Here is a 22,375-nt window from a genome sequence, read left to right as displayed (position 1 = left end):
GCGCGAGGAGGACGGACCCGGCGATGCACATCCTGGCGACCACGTCCGCGAGCCTCGACGACCGCGTCGAGCCCGTCGACCTGCGCCAGGCGCCCGGCGACGTCGCGTTCCTCTCCTTCACCGACAGCGACCTCGCCGCCGTCGCCGCCGCCTGGCGGGCGACAGAGGGACGGGGTCGCTCGGAGGCAGTCCCTGCGCTGAGGTGCGGAAGTGACCTTTCCCCCGACTGCGACGCGAACCCTCCCCCCTCGCGGGGGGGGGTAGGGGGGGGGGGCGCCGCAAACTCGACGGTGGTGGAAGGGCACGACGGCGGACAAGCGTTATGCAGCGTCGACGCGCCTGCGACATTCCAAGCCGAACCCGATCCTCGCATCCCTCACCTTGCCGGTCACATCGCGACCCCCGCGCCTGCCGCTCCCCCCCTCCCTACCCTCCCCCGCGAGGGGGGAGGGGTTCCCCAAGCATACGCTGGTAGACTGCCGGGTCACGCGGGCGCCAAGGCCGGCGCCCCCACCCTCCGCCTCGCCTCGCTGCGCGATCTCCGCCATCCGATGTCGGTGGACCTGTGGATCGACGGCGTCGCCGCCTCGGCCCGCGTCGTCGTCGTGCGGCTCCTCGGCGGCCTCGACTGGTGGCGCTACGGCGTCGAGCGGCTGCACGCGCTGGCGACCGCCCGCACGGCTGCGGGCGAGCCGCTGACGCTCGCCGTCCTGCCCGGCTGCGACCGCGACGACTCCCGCCTCGCCGAGTTCTCGACCCTGCCGCCGGAGCGGCTGGCGGCGCTGCTCGCCTACTTCCGCGAGGGCGGCGGCGACAACCTGCGCAACTTCGCGCGGCAGCTCAGGGCGATGGCGGCGCCGGGGGTTGGGTTTGCGGATCGCGAAGATCTGACCTTGGGGCACATCCGGAACCCTCAGCCCTCACCGCTGGGTGGTGCCCAATCCGCTTGGCACAACGCGAACCCTCCCCCCTCGCGGGGGAGGGCAGGGAGGGGGGGCGCCGCGAACTCGGCCCTCGAAACCGGAGAGGTGGGCAGCCGCGAGTTGGCGATCCGGGAGACGCTCGCCGGCCCCGAATCTGCCGCTCCCCCCCTCCCTACCCTCCCCCGCGAGGGGGGAGGGTTGCCCCACGCTATCGTTTCGGGTGGGTCTGGTGGTGGCCCCTCTGGGCTTTCACCCCAGCTCGCCCTCTCCACCATCCCACCCGCCGTTCCGATCCCGCGCGCCACCGCCTGGCTGCCGGGGCGCGGCGCGCTCTCGCTCGACGACCTCGCCGCGGCACTGCTTGCGGGCCGCCCCGTCGTGCCGGTGATCTTCTACCGCTCGATGCTGCTCGCCGACGACCTCGCGCCGATCGCGGCGCTGTGCGCGGCGCTGGCCGAACGCGGCCTCGCCGCCGCGCCGCTCGCCGTCGCCAGCCTGAAGGAGCCGGGCTCGAAGGCGTTCGTCGCCGAGGCGCTCGGCCGGCTGAGTCCGTCCGCGATCATCACCGCCACCGCATTCGCCGCCGGCGAGCCGGGGGAGGCGACGGTGCTCGACGCAGCCGGCGTGCCGGTACTTCAGGCGATCGTCGCCACCACCCGGCGCGACGCCTGGGTGGAGGGCCGCCGCGGGCTCGCCTCGGCCGACATGGCGATGCACGTCGTGCTGCCGGAGCTCGACGGCCGCGTGCTCGCCGGCGCCGTGTCGTTCAAGGACACCGCGCCGCCGGACCCCGACTTCGGCATCACCGCCCTCGTCAACCGCGCCGAGGACGACCGCGTGGCCATGGTCGCCGACCGCGTGGCGGCGCTCGTCCGCCTGCAGCGGACGCCGTCCGCGGAGCGTCGCCTGGCCGTGCTGCTCCCCGATTACCCCGGCCCCGCCGGCCGCGCCGGCTACGCCGTCGGCCTGGATGTGCCGGCCAGCGTCGTCGCGCTGCTGGCGGACCTTGCGGACGCCGGGTGGAGCGTCGAGGACGTGCCGGCCGACGGCACGGCGCTGATGCGGGGGCTGGTGGCTCCGACGTGCTCCGGGCCGTCCGTCGGTGCCGGATCTGAATGGCATAACGCGAACCCTCCCCCTCACTCCCGCTCACCACCTACCGCGCCCTCTTCGCCGACCTCCCCGCCGCCGTCCGCGAAGCCGTCAACGCCGCCTGGGGCGATCCCGCCGACGATGGCGACATCGCCGACGGCGCCTTCCGCTTCCGCGCGGCTACCTTCGGCGCCGTCATCGTCGCTCTCCCGCCGGACCGGGGGCGGTCGGCGGAGCGGCGGGCGGACTATCACGATCCGGCGCTGCCGCCGCGCCACGGGCTCGTCGCCTTCGGGCTGTGGCTGCAACACGAGGCGAAGGTTGACGCCGTCGTCCACATGGGGGCGCACGGTACCTTCGAGTGGCTGCCGGGCAAGGCGGTGGCGCTGACGGCGAACTGCTTCCCGGAGGTGGTGCTCGGGCCGCTGCCGGTGGTCTATCCGTTCATCGTCACCAATCCTGGCGAGGCGGCGCAGGCGAAGCGGCGGATCGCGGCCGTCACCCTCGGCCATCTGCCGCCGCCGCTGGTCGCCGGTGCCCTCGACGGCCCGCTCGCCGACCTCGAGCGGCTGGTCGACGAATACGCCTCCGCCGACGGGCTCGACGGCCGGCGCCGCGAGCGGCTGGCGGCGCTGATCCTGGAGGAGGCCGAGCGGACCGGCCTTTCCCGCGACGCCGGCGCCACCGACGCCGACGGCCCCGACGAGGCGCTGACGCGCATCGACGCCTGGCTTTGCGACGTCAAGGAACTGGCGCTGAAAGACGGGCTGCACGTCTACGGCCGCGCGGCGGCGGGCGACGAGCCCGGCCGCATCGCCAGCGCCACCGCCGAGCGCGCCGGCATGCTGGCGGCGCTGTCCGGCCGCCGTGTCGCCGCAGGACCCGCAGGGGCGCCGTCGCGCGGGCGCTCGGACGTGCTGCCGACCGGGCGCAACCTCTACACCGCCGATCCGCGCGCGATCCCGACACCGACCGCCGTCGAACTCGGCCGCCGCGCCGCCGACGAGGTGGTGCGGCTCTATCTGCAGGAGCACGGCGACTGGCCGCGGTCGGTGGTGCTCGATCTCTGGGGCTCGGCGACGCTCAGGACCGGCGGCGAGGAGATCGCCCAGGCGCTGGCGCTGATGGGGTGCCGGCCTGAGTGGGAGCGGGCGAGCGGCCGCGTCACCGGCGTCGAGGTGCTGCCGACGGCGGCGCTCGGCCGGCCGCGGGTCGACGTCACCTGCCGGATCTCCGGCCTGTTCCGCGACCTCTTCCCGACGCAGATCGCGGTCCTCGACGCGGCGGTGAAGGCGGTGGCCGCCCGCGACGAGGACGATAGCGAAAACCCGCTCGCCGCCCGCCGCCGCGCCGTGCCGGACGACCCGCTCGCCCGCGTCTACGGCACGGCGCCGGGCGTCTACGGGTCGGGGATCGACGAGAAGCTCACCTTCGGCGACTGGGAGGATCGCGCCGAGCTCGGACGCGCGTACCTCGCAGCGGCGAGCCACGCCTTCCACGGGGAAGGGGAGGGGACGCCCGAAGCGGCCACGACGGTAGATCAGACCGCAAACGCGAACCCTCCCCCCCTGCGGGGGAGGGTAGGGAGGGGGGGCGCCACGAGTTCGACGTCCGACGTCCTGCCTGGGGAGGGCCGCACCGGCGCCGAGACGAACGCCAGCGCTGAGTTTGCCGCTCCCCCCCTCCCTGCCCTCCCCCGCGAGGGGGGAGGGTCCGCCTCGAATTTGGGGAGGCGGAGTACCCCAAACGAAGGCTTCGCCGCTCGCGTCGCGGCCGCTGACATGCTCGTCCACGGCGCCGACGATCCCGGTCGCGACCTGCTCGAGGGCGGCGGCGATGTTGGCTTCATCGGTGGGTTCGCGGCGGCGGCGGCGTTGCTCGGGGGCACGCCGGACCTCGTCGTGCTCGACACCAAGAACTCCGATCGCCCGGTGGCACGGCCGCTCGGCGCCGAGATCGCCCGCGTGGTGCGTGGACGGGCGCTGTCGAAGCGCTTCATCGCCGGCCAGATGCGCCACGGCTGGCGCGGCGCCACCGAGCTCGCCGAGACTGTCGACCGCCTGATCGGCTTCGCCGAGACCACCGGCGCCGTGCCTGGCCACCTCATCGACGCGGTGCACGCCGCCTATCTCGGCGACCCGGCGGTGCGCGCCTTCCTGCTCGACGCCAATCCGGACGCCGCGCGGCTGATCGCCCGCCGATTCGCCGACGCCCGCCGCCGCGGCCTCTGGCACCCCCGCCGCAACGACGTGGACGGCGACCTCGCGACGCTGGTGGCGGAGGCGGCGGAATGAGCGCGCCGGCGGACACGGGCGCGCCACCGGCGGCCCGGCGCCCGGTTCCCCGCGAGGCCTGTCCGTCGCTGGTGGCGCCGATGGCGACCGGCGACGGGCTGATCGCCCGGCTGCTGCCGGCGGACGGGGAACTGACGGTGGCAGCCTTGGCGGCGATCGCGGCCGCCGCCGCACGCTGCGGCAACGGTGTCGTCGAGGTGACGCAGCGAGGCAGCCTGCAGGTGCGCGGGCTCTCGGCGGCGACGGCGGCGGATCTGGAGCATGCGGTGCACGCGGCCGGTGCGTCGCCGCCGGCCGGGCCGCCGGTGCACGTCGGCCCGCTCGCCGGGCACGACCCGGCGGAGATCGCCGACCCGCGGCCGCTCGCGGCGATGCTGCGGATGCGCCTCGCCGCAGCGGTGACCGCAGCGTCACCGGCGAAGCTCGCGATCGTCGTCGATGGCGGCGGCGATCTTGGCCTCGACGGGCTGGCGGCGGACCTCCGGCTCGTCGCGGTGCGCACGGACGGCGCGACGGCATGGCGGCTCGAAACGGACGACGGCCCGATCTCGCCGCCGCTGGCGACCGCCGAGGCCGTGGCGGCGGCGGGCGACTTCGTCGCCGGCCTCGACCGGTCACGGCGGCGGCGGCCGCGCCCGCGCGTGCCGGTGGCGCCGGTGGGCGTGTTGCTTCCGGTCGGGTGGGGGGGCGACGCGATCGCTGTCGGCGTCGTCGTCCCCTACGGCTTCACGGACGCCGGGCTGCTTTCGGCGCTCGCCACGGCGGCGGGGCAAGCAGGCGCCGAGACGGTGCGGCTGGCGCCGGGGCACGGGCTGGTGTTCGTCGGGACGGGAGCGGGAATGGCAAGGGATTCCCGCGACGGAGCCGGTGCCAGCGGCCGCAGCGTCTCCGGTGGCGTCACCGATGCCTCGTCGCCCGCAGGGGACCGAGCCCCGCAGTCGTGTGGCTTCTCACCCGCCGTGCTGCTTGCCGCGGCGGCGAACCTCGGTTTCATCGCCCGCCGCAACGATCCCCGGCTGGCCCTGTCGGTCTGTGCCGGCGCCCCGGTGTGCGGCTCCGGCGAGGCGCCGACGCGACCCTTGGCGGACGCCGTCGTGGCGGCCGCGGCGCCGCTGATCGCGGCCGGCGGCAGCGTCCACCTCACCGGCTGCGCCAAGGGCTGCGCTCGCGCCGCCCCGGCCGACCTGACGATCGTCGGCCGTGCGGGTGGCTACGGACTGGTGCGCGACGGCCGGGCGGGTGATGTCCCAGTGGAGGTCGTCGCGCGTGACGCGCTGCTTGCCGCCGTGGCGCTCGTGCGCGGGGACGGCTGAGCCAATCCCTCGCTGACACGGGAGGAGCCGCCATTCCTGCGGCTGACAAGGTGAAAGACCTCAGCTGGATCGCCCTGCCGGATAACCCGACTCACTATCCCGCAGCTGCTTCCGCCGATCAGCTGATTCGCTCGACGATCAGCGGATGCGGCCGCTGCGTATCGCCAAGGTGGTAGGCGGCCAGTACGGCGGCGGTAGCTGCGTCGGCGCCGGCCTCGGTGCGGGCGTGGACGACGGCGAGCGGGCAGTCCGGGCCGACCTCATCGCCGGGACCGGCGAGGTGTGTCAGGCCGACGGCGGGGTCGATGACGTCGTCGGGCCGGCGGCGGCCGCCGCCAAGGCCGATGACCGCGAGGCCGAGAGAGCGGGTGTCGACGCGGGCGACGGTGCCGGACGCGGTCGGCGACACCGGGCGGACGATCGGCGCGTGGGCGAGGTGCTTGCCCGGATGCTCGACGAGATCGTCCGGCCCGCCGAGGGCGGAGACCATCTGCTGGAAGGTTTCGGCGGCGCGGCCGCCGACGAGGGCTGCGGCGATGCGCTCGCGCCCCGTGGCGACGTCCGGGGCGAGTTCGCCCAAAACCAGCATCTCGGCGCCGAGCTCCACCGTGACGTCGACGAGGCGTGGCTCGGCGGCGCGGCCGGCGAGCACGTCGATGGCGAGCCGGGTCTCCAGCGCATTGCCGGCGACCGAGGCGAGCGGCGCGTCCATGTCGGTGATCAACGCTACCGTCGGCAGGCCGGCGCCGCGGGCGACGGCGACGAGGCTCTCGGCGAGCTCGCGGGCGGCGTCGAGCGAGGGCAGGAAGGCGCCGGAGCCGACCTTGACGTCGAGGACGAGACCGGTGAGCCCGGCGGCGAGCTTCTTCGACAGGATCGAGGGCGTGATGAGGTCGAGCGTCTCCACCGTCGCGGTGACGTCGCGGATCGCGTAGAGGCGGCGGTCGGCGGGGGCGAGGTCGTCGGTCTGGCCGATGATGGCGCAGCCGACGGAGCGGACGACGCGGCGGATCTCGTCGAGCTGCGGCGTCGAGCGGTAGCCGGGGATGGCGTCGAGCTTGTCGAGGGTTCCGCCGGTGTGGCCGAGGCCGCGACCGGAGATCATCGGCACGTAGCCGCCGCAGGCGGCGACCGCCGGCGCCAGCAGCAGCGAGACGGTGTCGCCGATGCCGCCGGTGGAGTGCTTGTCGAGCGCCGGGCCGGGCAGCGCCGACCAGTCGAGCACGGTGCCGGAATCGCGCATGGCGAGCGTCATGGCGATGCGCTCGTCGAGGCCGAACTTGCGGAAATAGATCGCCATGGCGAAGGCGGCGATCTGGCCCTCGGTGACCGACCCGTCCGAGATGCCGCGCACGAAGGCGGAGATCTCGCTCTGCTCGATCGAGGCGCCGTCGCGCTTGCGGCGGATGGTCTCCTGGGGGAGGAACTGCGACATCGACGGTTCCTCAATAGCCAGCGGCGGGCTTCGGCGTGGCAGAGCCGGCGAGCGCCGCCGTCAGCGCGTCGAGGAGGCCGCTGGCGCCGAAGCGGAAGGTCGCCGGCGTCGCCCAGCCGGCGCCGAGGCCGGCATCGACCTGCGCGAGGTAGGCCTTGGCATCCGCAAGCGTACGCACGCCGCCGGAGACCTTCAGCGCCACCGGGCGGGGGGCGGCACGGATGGCGTCGATGAGCACCGCGACCGCCTCCGGCGTGGCGCTGACCTTGGTCTTGCCGGTGGAAGTCTTGAGGAAATCGGCGCCGCCAGCGATTGCGGCGTCCGCGGCTATGCGGATGAGGGCGGGGTCGACGAGTTCGCCGGTCTCCAGGATCGCCTTCAGGCGGACGTGGGCCGGCAGGGCGGCGCGGACGCGGTGGACCTGCGTCTCGGCGAAGCCGGGGCGGGCGTCCGAGACGGCGCGCCAGGGGATGACGAGATCGACCTCGTCGGCGCCGTCGGCGGCGGCCCGCTTCGCCTCTTCGACGACCTCCAGCGTCTTCTCGCCGCCGGCCGGGAAGTTCACGACGGTCGCGACCTTGACCGGCGTGCCAGTGAGCGCGCGCTTCGCAACCGTCACGAAGCGCGGCCACAGGCAGACGGCGGCGACGGGGCCGAAGGGCGTCACGGCACGGGCGCAGAGGCGCTCGGCGCCGGCCTCGCTGGCGTCGTCCGACAGGTCCGTCAGGTCGAGGCAGGCGAGCGCCCGGCGGGCATCGTCAAGATCGGCGGCGCAGAGGGTCTTGGCGGAAAGGTCTGTGGCGGCAGTGGTCACGGGACGTCTCCGGCGAGGTCGGCGAGGAAGCCGGCAAGCAGCGCCGACAGCTGGCCCGCCGCCGCGCCGGCGACCTCCTTGGTCTCGCCGTGGCTCGGGCCGTGCGGCGCCATGCCGGCACCGAGGTTGGTGATGGTCGAAATCGCCGCCACCCGCAACCCGAGGAAGCGGGCGAGGATGACTTCCGGCACCGTCGACATCCCGACGGTGTCTGCCCCGAGCGCCTGCGCCATGCGGATTTCGGCCGGCGTCTCGAAGCTCGGCCCGGAGAACCAGGCGTAGACGCCCAAATGGAGGTGGACGCCGAGGCGGGCGGCACACGCGGCGAGGCGGGCGCGGAGCGCCGGGTCGTAGGCGTCGACCATGTTGACGAAGCGGCGGTCGGAGGGCTCGCCGATCAAGGGGTTCAGGCCGCTGACGTTGATGTGGTCGGCGATCGCCATCAGCGAGCCCGGCGGCATCTTCTGGCGCACGGATCCGGCGGCGTTGGTGAGGATCAGCGTGTCGACGCCAAGCGCCGCGACGGCCTCCAGCGCCGGCCGCATCACGGCGGCGTCGCCGTGCTCGTAGAAGTGGGCGCGGCCGGCGAGCACCAGGACGGGCAGGCCACCGACGCGGCCGCAGACCAGCGCCCCGGCGTGGCCGGAGACCCCGGCGGCGGGAAAGCCCGGAAGCTCGCCATAGGGGATGCGGACGGCGTCCTCGACGGACTCAGAGAAGCCGCCGAGGCCGGAGCCGAGCACGATCGCGGCGCGGTACTGGTCCGGGCGGCGGGCGCGGACGATGTCGGCGGCGCGGGCGGCGGTGTCGTCGACGGGGGTGTTCACGGCTGCTCTTCCAGTTCGAAGCTGGCCGGCAGCAACTCGCCGACGGTGAAGACGCGGCGGATGCCGTCGGGGCCGCCGACGTGGACGGGGGTGTCGGGGGCTGCGAACTCGGCGAGACGCTGCCGGCAGCCGCCGCACGGTGTCGTCAGCCGGTCGCCCTCGGCGACGACGACGACGGCGCGGATTGATTTCTCGCCGGCCGAGACGAGCTTGCCGATCGCCGTCGTCTCGGCGCACCAGCCCTCGGGGAAGCTCGCGACCTCGACATTGCAGCCGGCATGGATCGCGCCGCTCTCCGACAGCACTGCGGCGCCGACATGGAAGCGCGAATAGGGCGCATGGGCGTTCTCGCGGGCGGCGACCGCGGCCGCGAACAGGGCGGCGAGGGTGGCGTCGGGGATCATCGGGGGTGCTCCGCCCGCAGCGCGAACCCTCCCCCGCGAAGGGGGAGGGTTTAACCTTCTCTCGAGCTTCCAGTGTGAGGCCCCCGACTGCGGACTGCCGACTGCCGACTGCCGGGGTGCCCAGCGCGACATCCCCCGCCTCGATCGTCGCGACTCTCATCCGCGTTCCTTCACATAGGGCACGCCGCCCGCCTTGGGCGGGACGGCGCGGCCGATGAAGCCGGCGAGCAGCACCACCGTCAGCACGTAGGGCAGCGCCTGGAAGACCTGCACCGGAATGGAGCCGATCAGCGGGATCGGCGTGCCTTCGAGCCGGATCGCGGCGGCGTCGAGGAAGCCGAACAGCAGGCAAGTCCACATCACGTTGACCGGCATCCACTTGGCGAAGATGAGGGCTGCGAGCGCGATGAAGCCGCGGCCGGCGGTCATGTCGCGGCTGAAGCCGGCGAGCTGGGCGATCGAGAGGTAGGCGCCGGCGACGCCGCACAGCACGCCGCAGATCAGCACCGCCCGGTAGCGCAGGAAGGCGACCGAGATGCCGGCGGTGTCGACCGCCGCCGGGCTCTCGCCGACGGCGCGCAGGCGCAGGCCGAAGCGCGTGCGAAACAGCACCCAGGCGGTGAAGGGGACGGCGAGGAAGGCGGCATAGACGAGGATGTTGTGGCCGGAGATCACGTCGGCATAGATCGGCCCGAGGACGGGCACGGCCGAGAGTGTCTCGGCGAAGGGCAGGTCGATCGAGCCGAAGCGGGCCTCCGCGGGGAGCTGCGGGGTCTTGCCGCCCTGGCCGTACCAGCTGTGGCCGAGCAGCGCCGTCAGGCCGAGGGCGACGAAGTTGAGCGCCACGCCCGAGACGATCTGGTTGCCGCGCGCGGTGATGCTGGCGAAGCCGTGCACCAGCGCCAGCGCGCAGGCGGCGCCGATGCCGGCGAGGAGCCCGATCCAGGCCGAGCCGGTCACCGAGGCGGCGACGGCGGCGGCGAAGGCGCCGACCAGCATCTTGCCCTCGAGGCCGATGTCGAACACCCCGGCCCGCTCCGAGTAGAGGCCGGCCAGCGCCGCGAGCAGCAGCGGTGTGGCGATGCGCACAGTGGCGTCGAGCACCTGCAGGACGAGCACGAACACGTCCATCACGCGGCCCTCGGCTGCGGCGCCCGCGGGGCGAAGAGGGCGATGAGGGCGGGACGGAACATGTGCTCGAGCGCGCCGGCGAACAGGATGACGAGGCCCTGGATGACGACGATCATGTCGCGGGTGATCGCCGGCATCTCGAAGGCGAGCTCGGCGCCGCCCTGGTAGAGGGCGCCGAACAGGATCGCGGCGAACAGGATGCCGACCGGGTGGGCGCGGCCCATCAGGGCGACCGCGATGCCGACGAAGCCGGCGCCGGCGGTGAAGTCGAGCAGCAGGCGGCCCTGGGCGCCCATCACCTCGTTGAGGCTCATCAGGCCGGCGAGCGCCCCGGAGATCAGCATGGCGACAACGGTGATGCCGACGGCGGAGACGCCGGCATAGCCGGCGGCCGTCGGGTTGAGGCCGAAGGCGCGCATGGCGTAGCCGAGGCGGGTGCGCCAGATCAGCACCCAGACGCCGACGAGGGCGGCCACCGCGACGACGGCGGCGATGTTGAGCGGCGCCTGGCCGAGATCGGGGATGAGCTCGCGGAACTGCGGCAGCTGGCCACCGGCCTCGAAGGTGCGCGTCTCCGGCTGCATCGAGCCCTGCTGCTTGATGACGTCGACGAGCAGCCAGCTCATCAGGGCGGAGGCGATGAAGTTGAACATGATCGTCGTGATGACGATGTGGCTGCCGCGCGCCGCCTGCAGCCAGGCGGGGATCAGCGCCCAGAGCGCGCCGAAGGCGGCCGCGGCGACGATGGCGACGGGGAACGTCACCCACCACGGCACATAGCGGTCGAGGGCGAGACAGGCGAAGGCGCAGCCGAGGCCGCCGAGCGCCGCCTGCCCCTCGGCGCCGATGTTGAACAGGCCGGCGTGGAACGCGACGGCCACCGCCAGCCCGGTGAAGACGAAGTTCGTCGCGTAGAACAGCGTGAAGCCGAAGCCCTCGCCGAAACCGAAGGCGCCGTAGGCGAGCACGCGCGCCGCCTCGAGCGGGTTCTCGCCGATGAAGAGGACGACGACGCCGGAGATAAGGAACGCCGCGACGACGTTGAGGAGCGGCACGAGGCCGTAGTCGACCCAGCCGGGAAGGGCGCCGCGGCTCATGGGTGCACCACGCGAACAGCGATGGAAACGTGCCGCTGGCAAGCCGCACCGTCTTGCGGCACACTTTGAACGTGAAGACGATCGCCTACACGATCAGCGCACGAAGAGCGTTGAAGAAACTTCCTGCGGACGCGAGGGCGCAGGTGGAAGAGCGGCTGCGCCGGTACGCATCGACCGGTATCGGCGACGTCAAGCGGCTCGTCAGTCGCGAAGGCGCCCGCCTGCGTGTCGGCGATTTTCGTGTCATCTTCGTCGAGACTGCGGAGGTCATCGAGGTCCGTGCGGTTGGTGACCGGCGTGACGTGTACCGCTAGGTGAGGCGTCTCATGGGACAGGTGCAGATCATCAAGACCGATGCCGGCGAGGAACTCGTCGTGCTGGCGCGTCGGGACTATGACGCTCTCGCAGCTCGCGCGGGGGAGGAGGTCGCCGAGGATTCGGTGACGGCACGCATCCTCGACCAGTCTGACGCTCGGCTGGCGGCGGGAGAGGACGTGGCGCTGCCCGAGGCGGTGTGGGAGGCGCTGGAGAGCGGCGAAGCCCCGGTCCAAGTGCTGCGCGAGTTTCGCCGTATGTCCGTCGAGACATTGGCGTTGCTGGCGGGGCTCGCTCCTGCCGACATCGACCTCTTGGAAGCGGGAGGTGAGGTTACCGACGCCGTTCGCGAGCGCCTGGCAGCCGCGCTGAAGGTTCCAACGGACCTGCTGGCTGGGCAGTAGCCGGCGCATCGTAACCGCTGCGCCACAGGGAGAGACCGCCCCCCTCACTGCGCCGCCTCCGGCATACACCCGGCCATCAGCAGGCCGAGCTCGCCCTCGGGGGCGTCGGTGGTGCATTCGCCCATCAGCTTGCCGTCGAACATCACGATGATGCGGTCCGACAGCGCGCGGATCTCGTCGAGCTCGACGGAGACGAGCAAGATGCCCTTGCCGGCGTCGCGCAGCGCCACGAGGCGGCGGTGGATGAACTCGATCGCGCCGATGTCGACGCCGCGCGTCGGCTGGCCGACGACGAGCACCACCGGGTCGCGCTCGATCTCGCGGGCGAGCACGATCTTCTGCTGGTTGCCGCCGGAGAAGTTCGCGGTCTTCAGCCGCACGTCGGGCGGGCGAACGTCGTAGGCGGCGAAGGCCTCCTTCGCGTGGGCGCGCACGCGGTCGGGCGACAGCATCGGGCCGGGGCCGAGCGCGGGGTCGTCGTGGTAGCCGAGGATGGAATTCTCGGACGCCTCGAAGGGGATGACGAGGCCCATGCGGTGGCGGTCCTCGGGCACGTGGGCGAGGCCCTGGCGGCGGACCTTCTCGGGCGTGCCGGCGGCGGGCGCGCCATCGATGAGGACGCGGCCGAGGGTCGGGCGGCGCAGGCCCGCGATCGCCTCGATCAGCTCCGACTGGCCGTTGCCGGAGACGCCGGCGATGCCGACGATCTCGCCGGCGCGGACCTCGAACGACACGTCCTTGACGCGCAGCACGCCGCGGCGGTCGATGACCGTGAGGCCCTCGACGGCCAGCACCGTGCGGCCGGGCTTCGCCGGGCCCTTGTCGACGCGCAAGAGCACGCTGCGACCGACCATCAGCGAGGCGAGCTCCTCGACCGAAACGTCAGCCGTCGTGCGCGTCGCCACCATGGCGCCCTGGCGCATCACCGAGACGGCATCGGTGACCGCCTTGATCTCCCTGAGCTTGTGGGTGATCAGCAGTACCGTCTTGCCCTGGCCGCGCAGCACCCGGAGGATGCCGAACAGCTCGTCGGCCTCGGGCGGCGTCAAGACGCCGGTCGGTTCGTCGAGGATCAGGATCTCGGCGCCGCGGTAGAGCGCCTTCAGGATCTCGACGCGCTGCAGCTCGCCGACGGACAGTGACGAGACCACCGCGTCCGGATGGACCTTCAGGCCGTAGGCGTCGGAGAGGCGGGCGAGCTCGGCGCGGGCGCGATTGAGGGCCGGGCCGATGAGGGCGCCGCCTTCAGCGCCGAGCACGACGTTTTCGAGCACCGTGAAGGTCTCGACCAGCATGAAGTGCTGGTGGACCATGCCGATGCCGTGGCCGAGCGCCGCCTTCGAGTCCGGGATCGACACCTCGGTGCCGTCGATCAGGATCTTGCCGGCATCGGCCTGGTAGAAGCCGTAGAGGATCGACATCAGCGTCGACTTGCCGGCGCCATTCTCGCCGACGATGCCGTGGATGGTGCCCTTCTCGACGACGAGATGGATGTCGCGGTTGGCGTGGACGGCGCCGAAGCGCTTGTCGATGCCGACGAGCTCGATGGCGGGGGCGGTCATCGGCGACCCCGGTGATCAGCGGGGCGGCGGAGGCTTCGGGCCGTTCCAAAGGCTCCGACCGGCTGCGCCGGCCACCTCCCCCGCGAGGGGGGAGGGTTTGCGTTGTGCTTGCGGCACACCGTTCGTCCAAGCCTCGGTGCGAACCCTCCCCCCTCGCGGGGGAGGGCAGGGAGGGGGAGCGCCGCGAATGGTGCGCCAGCGTGAGGGCGCGACGCGGGCAGCGGCCGTGTGGCGGGGGCGGTCATCCGGGCATTCCGTGGTCGACGTCCGGCGTCTGCGTGACCGGCCCGTCGCGCCGGATGCGCGGGGCGGCGAGGATCATCGCCCAGTAGAAGCGGGAGCGCGAGGCGGGCGCCTCGGCGGCGCCGAAGCCGACCTGGGTGACGCCGGGCTTCAGCAGGTTGGCGCGGTGGCCGGCGGAGCCGACCCAGCCGTCGAAGGCGGCTTGAAGCGTGCGGTAGCCCATGCCGATGTTCTCCGCCGTCACCTCCCAGTCGTAGTCGACGGCGGCAAGGCGGGCGGGCAGCGCGTTGCCCCAGCCGATGGAATGGGAAAGGTCGTCGTGGCGAGCCATCTGCAGCGCCTGGGCGGCGGCGGCGCGCGACAGGCGGGCGTCGAGGGTGACGGGGCCGAGGCCATTCTCGGCGCGATAGCGGGAGGTGAGCAGGACGCCGAGGGCGCCGTCCGCTGGCAGTGGCCGGGCGTCGAGGAGACGCCCGGCGCAGCCGGCGAGTGCGACGCCGGCGAGGCCGAGAACGACGGTTCGGCGGGCCGGCCGCGCCCAGTCCTCAGCAAACAGCGGTCGCGGCGGAGCCGTGCCGGATGCCGCGTCTGGGCGTGGCAGAGCCGCGCTTGTCGTAAAGGTTGGGCGCGGCAGTGCCGCGCCCTTGCCGTTCGTCATGGCGCGGCCCCCGCTGCCGCCGCTGTCGGTCAGCCCGCCGGGCAGGCGTTGTCCGACATGTAGTCGTGGACGGTGATCGAGCCGTCGACGATGCCGGCCTTCGCCTTGTCGGCGGCCGCCTGCATCTCCGGGGTGATCAGGGCCTTGTTGTACTCGTCGAGCGACCAGCCGACGCCGTCCTCCTTCAGGCCGAGCACGTAGACGCCGCTCGTCCACTTGCCGTCCTTGGCGTCGGTGAAGGCCTTCTCGACGGCGGTGTCGACGCGCTTCAGCATCGAGGTCAGCACGTGGCCGGGATGCAGGTAGTTCTGGTTGGAATCGACGCCGATGCCGAGCTTGCCGGCTTCGGCGGCGGCCTGCAGCACGCCGATGCCGGTGCCGCCGGCGGCGTGGTAGACGACGTCGGCGCCGCGATCGAACTGCGACTTGGCGAGCTCGCCGCCCTTCGCCGGGTCGTTCCACGCCGCGCCGGTGGTGCCGGTCATGTTCTGGAACACCTCGACGTTCGGGTTCGCCGCCTTGGCGCCCTCGACGTAGCCGCAGGCGAACTTGCGGATGAGCGGGATGTCCATGCCGCCGACGAAGCCGATCTTGCCGGTCTTCGAGGCCATCGCCGCGAGCATGCCGACGAGGTAGGAGCCCTCGTGCTCCTGGAACAGGATCGAGCGGACGTTCGGCAGGTCGACCACCATGTCGACGATGGCGAACTTGGTGTCGGGGAACTCCTTGGCGACTTCCTCGACGGCGGCCGCCTGGCTGAAGCCGATGGCGACGATCGGTGACAGGCCGCGGCGGGCGAAGTTCCTGAGCGCCTGCTCGCGCTGGGCGTCGTTCTGCACCTCGAAGTCGCGGTACTCGGTGCCGGTCGCCTTCTTGAAGGCCTCGGCGCCGTTGTAGGCGGCCTCGTTGAAGGATTTGTCGAACTTGCCGCCCATGTCGTAGACGAGGCCCGGCTGGACGGCGTCCTGCGCCAGCGCCGCGCCGGAGAGCAGCGTCGCCGCCGCCAGACCCAGAAGGGCTGCGCGCGCCGCCGCGAGGCCGCGCCGTTTCGTCGTCGCCCGCTTGAAGATGTCGATCATGGTTCCTCCGCCGCCGCACCGCATCCCGCGGGCGGCCTCTCGAACAGGCCCGAAGGCGGCCGCGGCCCCGAGCGAGCCACGGCGCGAACGAATGCGACGCTGACGCGACCGGGCCGGCCCTCTTTTTCCGGCGTCGGTCGAGGCAGGAGGGCCGGCCCCGAGCGGGCAGTTGCCTCCGACGTCCACGCCCCCACGATCGCCGGATTTTTGCCATCCGGTCAAGTTTCCCGATCGCGTGACCGTCGCGTGGGGCGGCCGCGCCCGCCATCACGAGAAAGTGGACGGGCATCGAAAACGCTTCGGCTGGCCGGGACGCTCTGCCACACTATCTGTCGGGGGCGTGGCCGCGGGGGCGGAGGCACGCAACATGCAGGAGTTCCGTCGAACCGACGCCGCACCGACACCGTCCCGCTGGCTCGCTGCGGCATGCCTGTCGATGGCGATCACCGCTGGCAGTTTCTGGCCGGCGACGCCGGCGAGCGCCGAGGAGGTCGACCTCGAGCTGGTCCTGGCGGTCGACGTGTCGTTCTCGATGGACGAGGACGAGCAGCGCCTGCAGCGCCTCGGCTATGTCGAGGCGATCCGCTCGGCGGAGGTGCTGGCCGCCATCAAGGACGGCATCCACGGCAAGATCGCCATCGCCTACATGGAATGGGCCGGTGCCGCCGAGCAGCGCGTCGTCGTCGACTGGCAGGTGATCGGCGACGCGGCTTCCGCGGAGGCGTTCACCGCGCAACTCGGCCAGCAGCCGATCCGGCGCGTCTTCCGCACCTCGATCTCCGAGGCGCTGTCTGTGGCGACCGACCTCATCGCCGAGAACGGCTACGAGGGCATCCGCAAGGTCATCGATGTGTCCGGCGACGGGCCGAACAACCAGGGCCGTCTCGTCACCGCGGCGCGCGACCGGGCGGTGGCGGCCGGCATCACCATCAACGGCCTGCCGCTGATGCTGAAGCGCTCGGCGAACAGCTACTTCGACCTGCCGAACCTCGACGAGTACTACACGACGTGCGTGATCGGGGGGAACGGCGCTTTCCTGGTGCCCGTGCGCGATATCGAGGCGTTCGGCGAGGCGGTTCGCCGCAAGCTCGTGCTGGAGATCGCTGGCGGGCCGCCGGAGCGGGCGACGGTCATCCCGGCGCAACTCACCACCACCGTCGACCCGTTCTGCACCATCGGCGAGCGCATCTGGCGCAGCCGCATCGGCGACAACTGAGCGATCAGACTGCCGCCGGCGCGGGCGCGGCTCAGCGGCCGTAGCAGAGGAGGTCGTCGGTGTAGATCCGCCAGGCGGCGATGGCCGATCGCCGCTGAGCCTCGCTGCCGCCACTGTAGATCGCGTCGAAGGTCTGGCCGGCCACCTGGTTCAGGGTCGCGGCGAGGGCGTCGACGATCTGCTCCGGCTCGTAGGTCCGGATGGCCTCGATGGGGTTGGGCGGCTGATTGACCAGCGCCAACTGCTGGACGGCGAGCGGCCGGCGGTTGTCGAGGTGGGCGACGATCGCCGGCACCGCGGACTTCCCCAGCTTCTCCAGCCTGACGAAGATCGCGTCCTGCCGGGCGCGCGCCTCGTCATAGCCCGCCTCGTTTCCCTTTGCCGGCCTGCGGATGGCGGCGAGCTCCGCAACGAGCGCCTTCACGTCTCCGAAGTGGGGGAGCGACCGGTCGGGCTTCCAGGCCCTGAGGATGGCCCACTGCCGGTCGCGTTCCCGCTCTGCCGCCTGGACGGTCGCGGGGGTGGCCGGCTGCAGGGCCTTTTCTCCCCGGGTCAGATAGAACTCGCCGTCGCGTCCCCGGACGAGGAACACGAGCACCGGCCCGCCCGCCAGCGTCTCCAACTGCTCGGGCTTCACGCCGCCGCGTCGCCTTTCGGCGTAGATCTTGACCGTGAGGCGCTGGGGGACCTTGCCGGCGATGCTGGTCAGGCCGACGAACGGCAGGTCGAGATAGTCGCCGGTGCTGAACGCCTTGCGAACCGCGGCCTTCGAGACGGTGAGGGTTCCGCTCGCCACCGCGTTGCTCTCCATGAAGAGCTGCGCCAGCGTCCGGTCCGCCGGCCGGCCGGCGCAGACGGCGCCATGGGCCGCCGGCGTCTGCAGGCCCAGGCCGGCCGACAGGGCGCAGACGGCAAAGACGGCGGCAAGTCTGGCGCGACAGGTGGCGTTCATCGGTGGCCCTCGGTCCTCGGGCGTCACGACCCTGCCGCAGCCGGTTCCGGCCGTCCATTCACGCCTTTGGCTTACGCCTCACGCCCGCGTGTCCCGCTTCACCTCCTCGCGCAGGAACGATCGGAAGGCCTTGACCTTGCGGGTGGTGGCGGAGGCGGGGGTGGTGACGAGATAGTAGCCGTAGCCCTCGGCGATCGGCAGGTCGGCGACAACGGCGAGCCGACCCGCGTCGAGGTCCGCCTGCACCAGCGCCACCGAGATCAGTCCAACGCCCTGATCGGAGAGTGCCGCCTGGATCAGTGCGTTCTCGTCGTCGAAGACGGGGCCGCTGCGGGCGGGGGAAGGGTCGAGGCCGGCGCGCAGCATCCAGTCGTGCCATTCCTCGCAACAATCGTCGTGCAGGAGCGTCGCCCGGGCGAGGTCCGCGGGGCGCGCCAACGCCAGCTTGGCGGCATAGCCGGGCGAGGCGATCGGAGCGAGCACCGACGGGCCGACGAGCTCCGCCTCCAGCCCCGGCCACTCACCCCGCCCCCAGCGCACCGCCGCGTCGATGCCCTCGCGGGCGAGGTCGAGCGTCGCCTTCGTGTGGCGGATGGAGATCTCGATGTTGGGATGTCTCTCGACGAAGCGGCCGAGGCGGGGCGCCAGCCAGCGGGCGCCGAAGGACGGCGTCGTGGTGACCGTCAGCACGCGCTCGCCGTGGCGCACATCGGCCAGCGCGCGAGCGAGCAGCTCGAAGGCCTCCGTCGCCGGCGGCAGCAGCCGGCGGCCGGCGGCTGTGAGCGCGAGGCTGCGCGTCGAGCGCTCGAACAGGCTGGCGCCGAGTTGTTCCTCCAACGCCCGGATCTGGTGGCTGACGGCGGCCGGCGTGACGTTCAGCTCCTCCGCCGCCTTCGTGAAGGAGAGGTGCCGGCCGGCGGCGGGCGGCGGTTCGGCAATCTCTGGCGCCGTACCGCCGCGCTCGCGCGCGGCGGCCCCCTCCGGCCGGCTGCGCCGGCCACCTCCCCCACGAGGGGGGAGGGGGCGCACTACGGCGGCGGGGTGAGATGTGTGGACCCGCCTCCGATCGGCTGTGCCGGCTACCGCGCATCAAGTCCGGGCAGGCCCCGCGCAAGGGGGAGGGGTTCGCGCCGAAGGTTGGGATGGCCCGTCTTGACCACCCCGTCGCGCCGGGCGCACATCGTCGGCGATGAGCCAGACCCTTGAGCCCTCTTCGCCCGCCCGCCGCGCCTTCCTGCTCGTGCTCGATTCCGTCGGGATCGGTGCCGCCGGCGACGCCGCCCGGTGGGGCGCGGGGGATGCCGCCTCCGACACGCTCGGCCACGTCGCCGCGGCGTGCGCGCGGGGAGACTGCGACGGTCGTGGTGCCTCTGACGGCGGGGGCGGCGCGACCGGGCCGCTGCGCCTACCCAACCTCGACCGCCTCGGCCTCGGTGCGGCGGCCGCCGCCTCGACGGGAGCGGTGCCGGCCGGTCTGCATGTGGCGAAGGCTCCGGAGGGACTCTGGGGCTACGGCGCCGAGGTGTCGCTCGGCAAGGACACGCCGTCGGGGCACTGGGAGATCACCGGCGTGCCGGTGCCGTTCGCGTGGACCTATTTCCCCGAGACCGTGCCGACCTTTCCGCCGGACCTGATCGCTGCGCTCGTGGCCGAGGCGAAGCTCCCCGGCATCCTCGGCGACTGCCACGCCTCCGGCACCGAAATCATCGAACGCCTCGGCGCAGAGCACGTCCGGACGGGAAAGCCGATCTGCTACACGTCGGCCGATTCGGTGTTCCAGATCGCTGCCCACGAGGAGCATTTCGGGCTGGAGCGGCTCTATGAAGTCTGCGAGATCGCCCGCCGGCTGGTCGACCCGCTCGGCATCGGCCGGGTCATCGCCCGGCCCTTCACCGGCGACGCCGAGACCGGCTTCACCCGCACGGCGAACCGCCGCGACTACGCCGTGCTGCCGCCGGAGCCGACGCTGCTCGACCGCGCGAAGGCGGACGGCCGGTCCGTCATCGCCATCGGCAAGATCGGCGACATCTTCGCCCACCGCGGCATGACCGAGACGGTGAAGGCCGCCGGCAACGACGCGCTGTTCGATGCGACGCTTTCGGCGGTGGCGCGGGCTCCGGCAGGCGCCCTGGTGATGACGAACTTCGTCGACTTCGACACGCTTTTCGGCCACCGCCGCGACCCGGCGGGCTATGCCGCGGCACTCGAGCATTTCGACCGCCGGCTACCTGAGCTCCGGGCGGCGCTGCGGCCGGGCGATCTCGTCGTGCTGACCGCCGACCACGGCTGCGACCCGACGGCGGCGGGCTCAGACCACACCCGCGAGCACGTGCCGATCCTCGCCTTCGGGCCCGGCATCGCCGGCGGCACGGTCGGGCGGCGGGGGACGTTCGCCGACATCGGCGAGAGCGTCGCCGCCTGGCTCGGCCTCGCGCCGGGACGGCACGGGACGTCGTTCCTGTGATGTGAGAAAGGCTCGGGCGCGCGCGGTCGCGGGTCGCGGCCCGTCAGGCGCGCTTTTCGAAGCGCAGCAGCGTGTAGAGGTCGAGCGGCGGCACCGGGCAGCGCTCGACCAGCGTCAGCTCGGGCCTGTTCAGCACGCGGTCGACGGGCATGCCGGCGTCCCAGCCGAGCTTGGTGGTGAACGGCTCGGCGAGATGCTCGACGATCTTCCAGCCGCCGCGCTCGGAGCGGAAGTGGCTGACGATGATGATGGTGCCGCCGGGGCGCACGACGCGCGACATCTCGGCGAGCGCCGCATCCGGATCGGGCACGGCGGTGATGACGTACATCGCCACCGCGACGTCGAAGCTCGCATCGGCGAACGCGAGGTTGCCGGCGTCCATCACGGTGAGGCCGGTGACGCGGGCCCGCAGGCGCTCGCGCTCGACGCGCTCGGCGGTCTTCACCAGCATTTCCGGCGAGATGTCGATGCCGGTGACCTCGACGGAGGGGCCGTAGCAGGGCAGCGCCATGCCGGTGCCGACGCCGACCTCGAGCACCTCGCCGCCGATGGCGTTGACCCGGGCGACCGCCATTTCGCGGCCCCACAAGGTGGGACCCCAGAACACCGCGTCGTAGATCGGAGCCCATCGGCTATAGGCCGAGCGGACCATCGAAACCGTCAGGCCCTCCGAGCGGCGACGCCCGACCACCGCTTCTGAGCTCTTGTCGGACATCCGGTTCCTCGCGCGGGAGGGGGTGACGACCGTCAGGCGACGGCGGCGGGTCGGCGGTCGGCGGTGGGTGTTTCCAGGGCACGCAGGCCGGAGGCAGCATCGATGAAGCCACCACCGAGAACCCGCGCCCGCGGCTCGCCACTGTCGTAAAGCACGCAGGCCTGCCCGGGCGCAACGCCGGTCTCGCCGGCCGGCAGCTCGACGGCGACGCCGTCGCGGCCGACGCGCAGCGTCGCGGGGGCCGGCGGGCGGGTCGAGCGGACGCGGGCATAGACCTCGAGGCCGTCGAGGCGGGCGTCGAGCGGGCCGTCGCCGAGCCAGTTCGGCTCGCGCAGGGTCAACCGATGGACCATGAGCGCCTCGCGCGGGCCGACGACGACGCGGTGCGCGCTCGCATCGAGCCGGACGACGTAGAGCGGCTCGCCGAGCGACAGCCCGAGGCCGCGGCGCTGGCCGATGGTGTAGTGGACGATGCCGTCGTGGCGGCCGAGCACGCGGCCGTCGATGTGGACGATCTCGCCGCCCTCCACCGCGCCCGGGCGCAGGCGCTCGATGACGTCGGCATAGCGACCGGTCGGCACGAAGCAGATGTCCTGGCTGTCGGCCTTGTCGGCGACCGGCAGGCTGAAGCGGTGGGCGAGCGCGCGCGTCTCGGCCTTGCTCATCGCCCCCAGCGGGAAGCGCGCGAAGGCGAGCTGCTCGGGCGTGGTGGCGAACAGGAAGTAGCTCTGGTCGCGCTCGGCATCGACGGGGCGGAACATCTGCCAGCGGCCGCCGACGCGGCGGGTCTCGATGTAGTGGCCGGTGGCGAGTGCTGCGGCGCCGAGCTCGCGCGCGGTCGCCATCAGGTCGGAGAACTTGACCGTCTGGTTACAGGCGATGCAGGGCACCGGGGTCTCGCCGGAGAGGTAGCTGTCGGCGAAGCTCTCGATGACGGCGTTGCGGAAGCGTGCCTCGAAGTCGAGGACGTAGTGGGGAATGCCGAGGTGCTCGGCGACGCGGCGGGCATCGTGGATGTCGCGGCCGGCGCAGCAGGCACCGGAGCGGTGCGTCGCCTCGCCGTGGTCGTAGAGCTGCAGCGTCACGCCGACGACGTCGTAGCCGGCCTCGGCGAGGAGCGCCGCGACGACGGACGAGTCGACGCCGCCGGACATGGCGACGACGATACGAGTGTCGGCCGGAGAGGCGTTCGGGGCGAAGCCGTCGAGGTTCATCGTCCTGTCGCGTTCTGGGGCGCCGCCCACCGGCGCGCAGGAAATCGGATCGGCAAGACCGGTTGGCAGATGGTGTCGGCACACCGGATCGACAAGTCGGATCGGCGACCGGCGTCCCTTAAGCAACGCCGGCACGGAGGACCCGGCCCCGCGTGGCCGACCATTGCGGCGACACTATAGCGAACCCGACCGGCGCCGTCCAAGCACCGCGCTACGGCTACCG

19 protein-coding genes and 2 pseudogenes are annotated in these 22,375 nt (G+C 72.8%); 8 read left to right on the top strand and 13 right to left on the bottom strand.

Annotated elements, in window-relative coordinates:
- Window positions 1-23 precede the first annotated feature (23 nt).
- From RUR49_RS00895 to RUR49_RS00880, 4 genes and pseudogenes are all read left to right on the top strand, one after another.
- Window positions 24-1,940 (top strand): annotated as a pseudogene (locus RUR49_RS00895) (cobaltochelatase subunit CobN); the annotation flags it as partial.
- Window positions 1,941-2,122: 182 nt separating this feature from the next.
- Window positions 2,123-2,758: pseudogene (locus RUR49_RS00890) on the top strand (cobaltochelatase subunit CobN); the annotation flags it as partial.
- 99 nt (window positions 2,759-2,857) lie between these two features.
- On the top strand, window positions 2,858-4,309 hold the full coding sequence (locus RUR49_RS00885; RefSeq protein WP_409144464.1) for a cobaltochelatase subunit CobN: 1,452 nt from the start codon (window positions 2,858-2,860) through the stop codon (window positions 4,307-4,309).
- Window positions 4,306-5,622: a hypothetical protein gene (locus RUR49_RS00880; protein WP_409144439.1), complete on the top strand. Its 1,317-nt coding sequence runs from the start codon at window positions 4,306-4,308 to the stop codon at window positions 5,620-5,622. Before RUR49_RS00885 ends, RUR49_RS00880 begins: the two co-directional genes overlap by 4 nt.
- Window positions 5,623-5,740: 118 nt before the next feature.
- On the opposite strand, the gene deoA is transcribed toward RUR49_RS00880, so the two are convergent.
- The 6 genes from deoA to RUR49_RS00850 form a co-directional block, all read right to left on the bottom strand.
- The gene (gene deoA / locus RUR49_RS00875; RefSeq protein WP_409144438.1) at window positions 5,741-7,057 is read right to left on the bottom strand and encodes a thymidine phosphorylase; all 1,317 of its coding nucleotides are present in this window, start codon (window positions 7,055-7,057) and stop codon (window positions 5,741-5,743) included.
- A 10-nt stretch (window positions 7,058-7,067) separates the two neighbouring features.
- Window positions 7,068-7,871, bottom strand: coding sequence for a deoxyribose-phosphate aldolase (gene deoC / locus RUR49_RS00870; RefSeq protein ID WP_409144437.1), 804 nt, complete (start codon window positions 7,869-7,871; stop codon window positions 7,068-7,070).
- Entirely contained in the window at window positions 7,868-8,698 is an 831-nt protein-coding gene (locus RUR49_RS00865) for a purine-nucleoside phosphorylase (RefSeq protein WP_409144436.1), read from the bottom strand. Before RUR49_RS00865 ends, deoC begins: the two co-directional genes overlap by 4 nt.
- Window positions 8,695-9,102 (bottom strand): cytidine deaminase, encoded by a 408-nt coding sequence (locus RUR49_RS00860; protein ID WP_409144435.1) that lies wholly within the window; start codon window positions 9,100-9,102, stop codon window positions 8,695-8,697. Before RUR49_RS00860 ends, RUR49_RS00865 begins: the two co-directional genes overlap by 4 nt.
- A gap of 156 nt (window positions 9,103-9,258) precedes the next feature.
- Entirely contained in the window at window positions 9,259-10,233 is a 975-nt protein-coding gene (locus RUR49_RS00855; RefSeq protein ID WP_409144434.1) for an ABC transporter permease, read from the bottom strand.
- A complete protein-coding gene (locus RUR49_RS00850) occupies window positions 10,233-11,330 on the bottom strand; it encodes an ABC transporter permease (RefSeq protein ID WP_409144433.1) in 1,098 nt (365 codons plus the stop codon). Before RUR49_RS00850 ends, RUR49_RS00855 begins: the two co-directional genes overlap by 1 nt.
- Before the next feature lie 2 nt (window positions 11,331-11,332).
- Between RUR49_RS00850 and RUR49_RS00845 the strand changes: the two genes are divergently transcribed.
- Entirely contained in the window at window positions 11,333-11,644 is a 312-nt protein-coding gene (locus RUR49_RS00845; protein ID WP_409144432.1) for a type II toxin-antitoxin system RelE family toxin, read from the top strand.
- A gap of 12 nt (window positions 11,645-11,656) precedes the next feature.
- Window positions 11,657-12,049, top strand: coding sequence for an XRE family transcriptional regulator (locus RUR49_RS00840; RefSeq protein ID WP_409144431.1), 393 nt, complete (start codon window positions 11,657-11,659; stop codon window positions 12,047-12,049).
- Window positions 12,050-12,093: 44 nt separating this feature from the next.
- Here the strand turns inward: RUR49_RS00840 and RUR49_RS00835 are convergent, their stop codons facing one another.
- The 3 genes from RUR49_RS00835 to RUR49_RS00825 all read right to left on the bottom strand — a co-directional run bounded on the left by RUR49_RS00835 (window position 12,094) and on the right by RUR49_RS00825 (window position 15,591).
- Entirely contained in the window at window positions 12,094-13,611 is a 1,518-nt protein-coding gene (locus tag RUR49_RS00835) for an ABC transporter ATP-binding protein (RefSeq protein WP_409144430.1), read from the bottom strand.
- 241 nt (window positions 13,612-13,852) lie between these two features.
- Window positions 13,853-14,512, bottom strand: coding sequence for a CAP domain-containing protein (locus tag RUR49_RS00830; protein ID WP_409144429.1), 660 nt, complete (start codon window positions 14,510-14,512; stop codon window positions 13,853-13,855).
- A 29-nt stretch (window positions 14,513-14,541) separates the two neighbouring features.
- The gene (locus RUR49_RS00825; RefSeq protein ID WP_409144428.1) at window positions 14,542-15,591 is read right to left on the bottom strand and encodes a BMP family protein; all 1,050 of its coding nucleotides are present in this window, start codon (window positions 15,589-15,591) and stop codon (window positions 14,542-14,544) included.
- Between the two features lie 367 nt (window positions 15,592-15,958).
- Here RUR49_RS00825 and RUR49_RS00820 point away from each other — a divergent pair, with 367 nt between their 5' ends.
- A complete protein-coding gene (locus RUR49_RS00820) occupies window positions 15,959-16,807 on the top strand; it encodes a DUF1194 domain-containing protein (RefSeq protein ID WP_409144427.1) in 849 nt (282 codons plus the stop codon).
- Between the two features lie 31 nt (window positions 16,808-16,838).
- Here the strand turns inward: RUR49_RS00820 and RUR49_RS00815 are convergent, their stop codons facing one another.
- Complete coding sequence (locus RUR49_RS00815) at window positions 16,839-17,759, bottom strand: hypothetical protein (RefSeq protein WP_409144426.1); 921 nt, start codon at window positions 17,757-17,759, stop codon at window positions 16,839-16,841.
- 78 nt (window positions 17,760-17,837) lie between these two features.
- Window positions 17,838-18,788, bottom strand: a complete 951-nt coding sequence (gene gcvA, locus RUR49_RS00810; RefSeq protein WP_409144425.1) for a transcriptional regulator GcvA — start codon at window positions 18,786-18,788, stop codon at window positions 17,838-17,840.
- 160 nt (window positions 18,789-18,948) lie between these two features.
- On the opposite strand from gcvA, the gene RUR49_RS00805 reads away from it, so the two are divergent.
- Entirely contained in the window at window positions 18,949-20,223 is a 1,275-nt protein-coding gene (locus tag RUR49_RS00805; RefSeq protein WP_409144424.1) for a phosphopentomutase, read from the top strand.
- Window positions 20,224-20,266: 43 nt separating this feature from the next.
- Here RUR49_RS00805 and RUR49_RS00800 read toward each other — a convergent pair whose 3' ends face one another.
- Both RUR49_RS00800 and mnmA read right to left on the bottom strand, forming a co-directional pair.
- Complete coding sequence (locus RUR49_RS00800; RefSeq protein ID WP_409144423.1) at window positions 20,267-20,938, bottom strand: class I SAM-dependent methyltransferase; 672 nt, start codon at window positions 20,936-20,938, stop codon at window positions 20,267-20,269.
- Between the two features lie 32 nt (window positions 20,939-20,970).
- Complete coding sequence (gene mnmA, locus RUR49_RS00795; protein WP_409144422.1) at window positions 20,971-22,152, bottom strand: tRNA 2-thiouridine(34) synthase MnmA; 1,182 nt, start codon at window positions 22,150-22,152, stop codon at window positions 20,971-20,973.
- Window positions 22,153-22,375: the final 223 nt, after the last annotated feature.

The organism is Pseudoxanthobacter sp. M-2, assembly GCF_046156265.1.
Lineage (GTDB): Bacteria > Pseudomonadota > Alphaproteobacteria > Rhizobiales > Segnochrobactraceae > CAMDHY01.
This window is presented reverse-complemented; position numbering and strand designations above follow the sequence as displayed.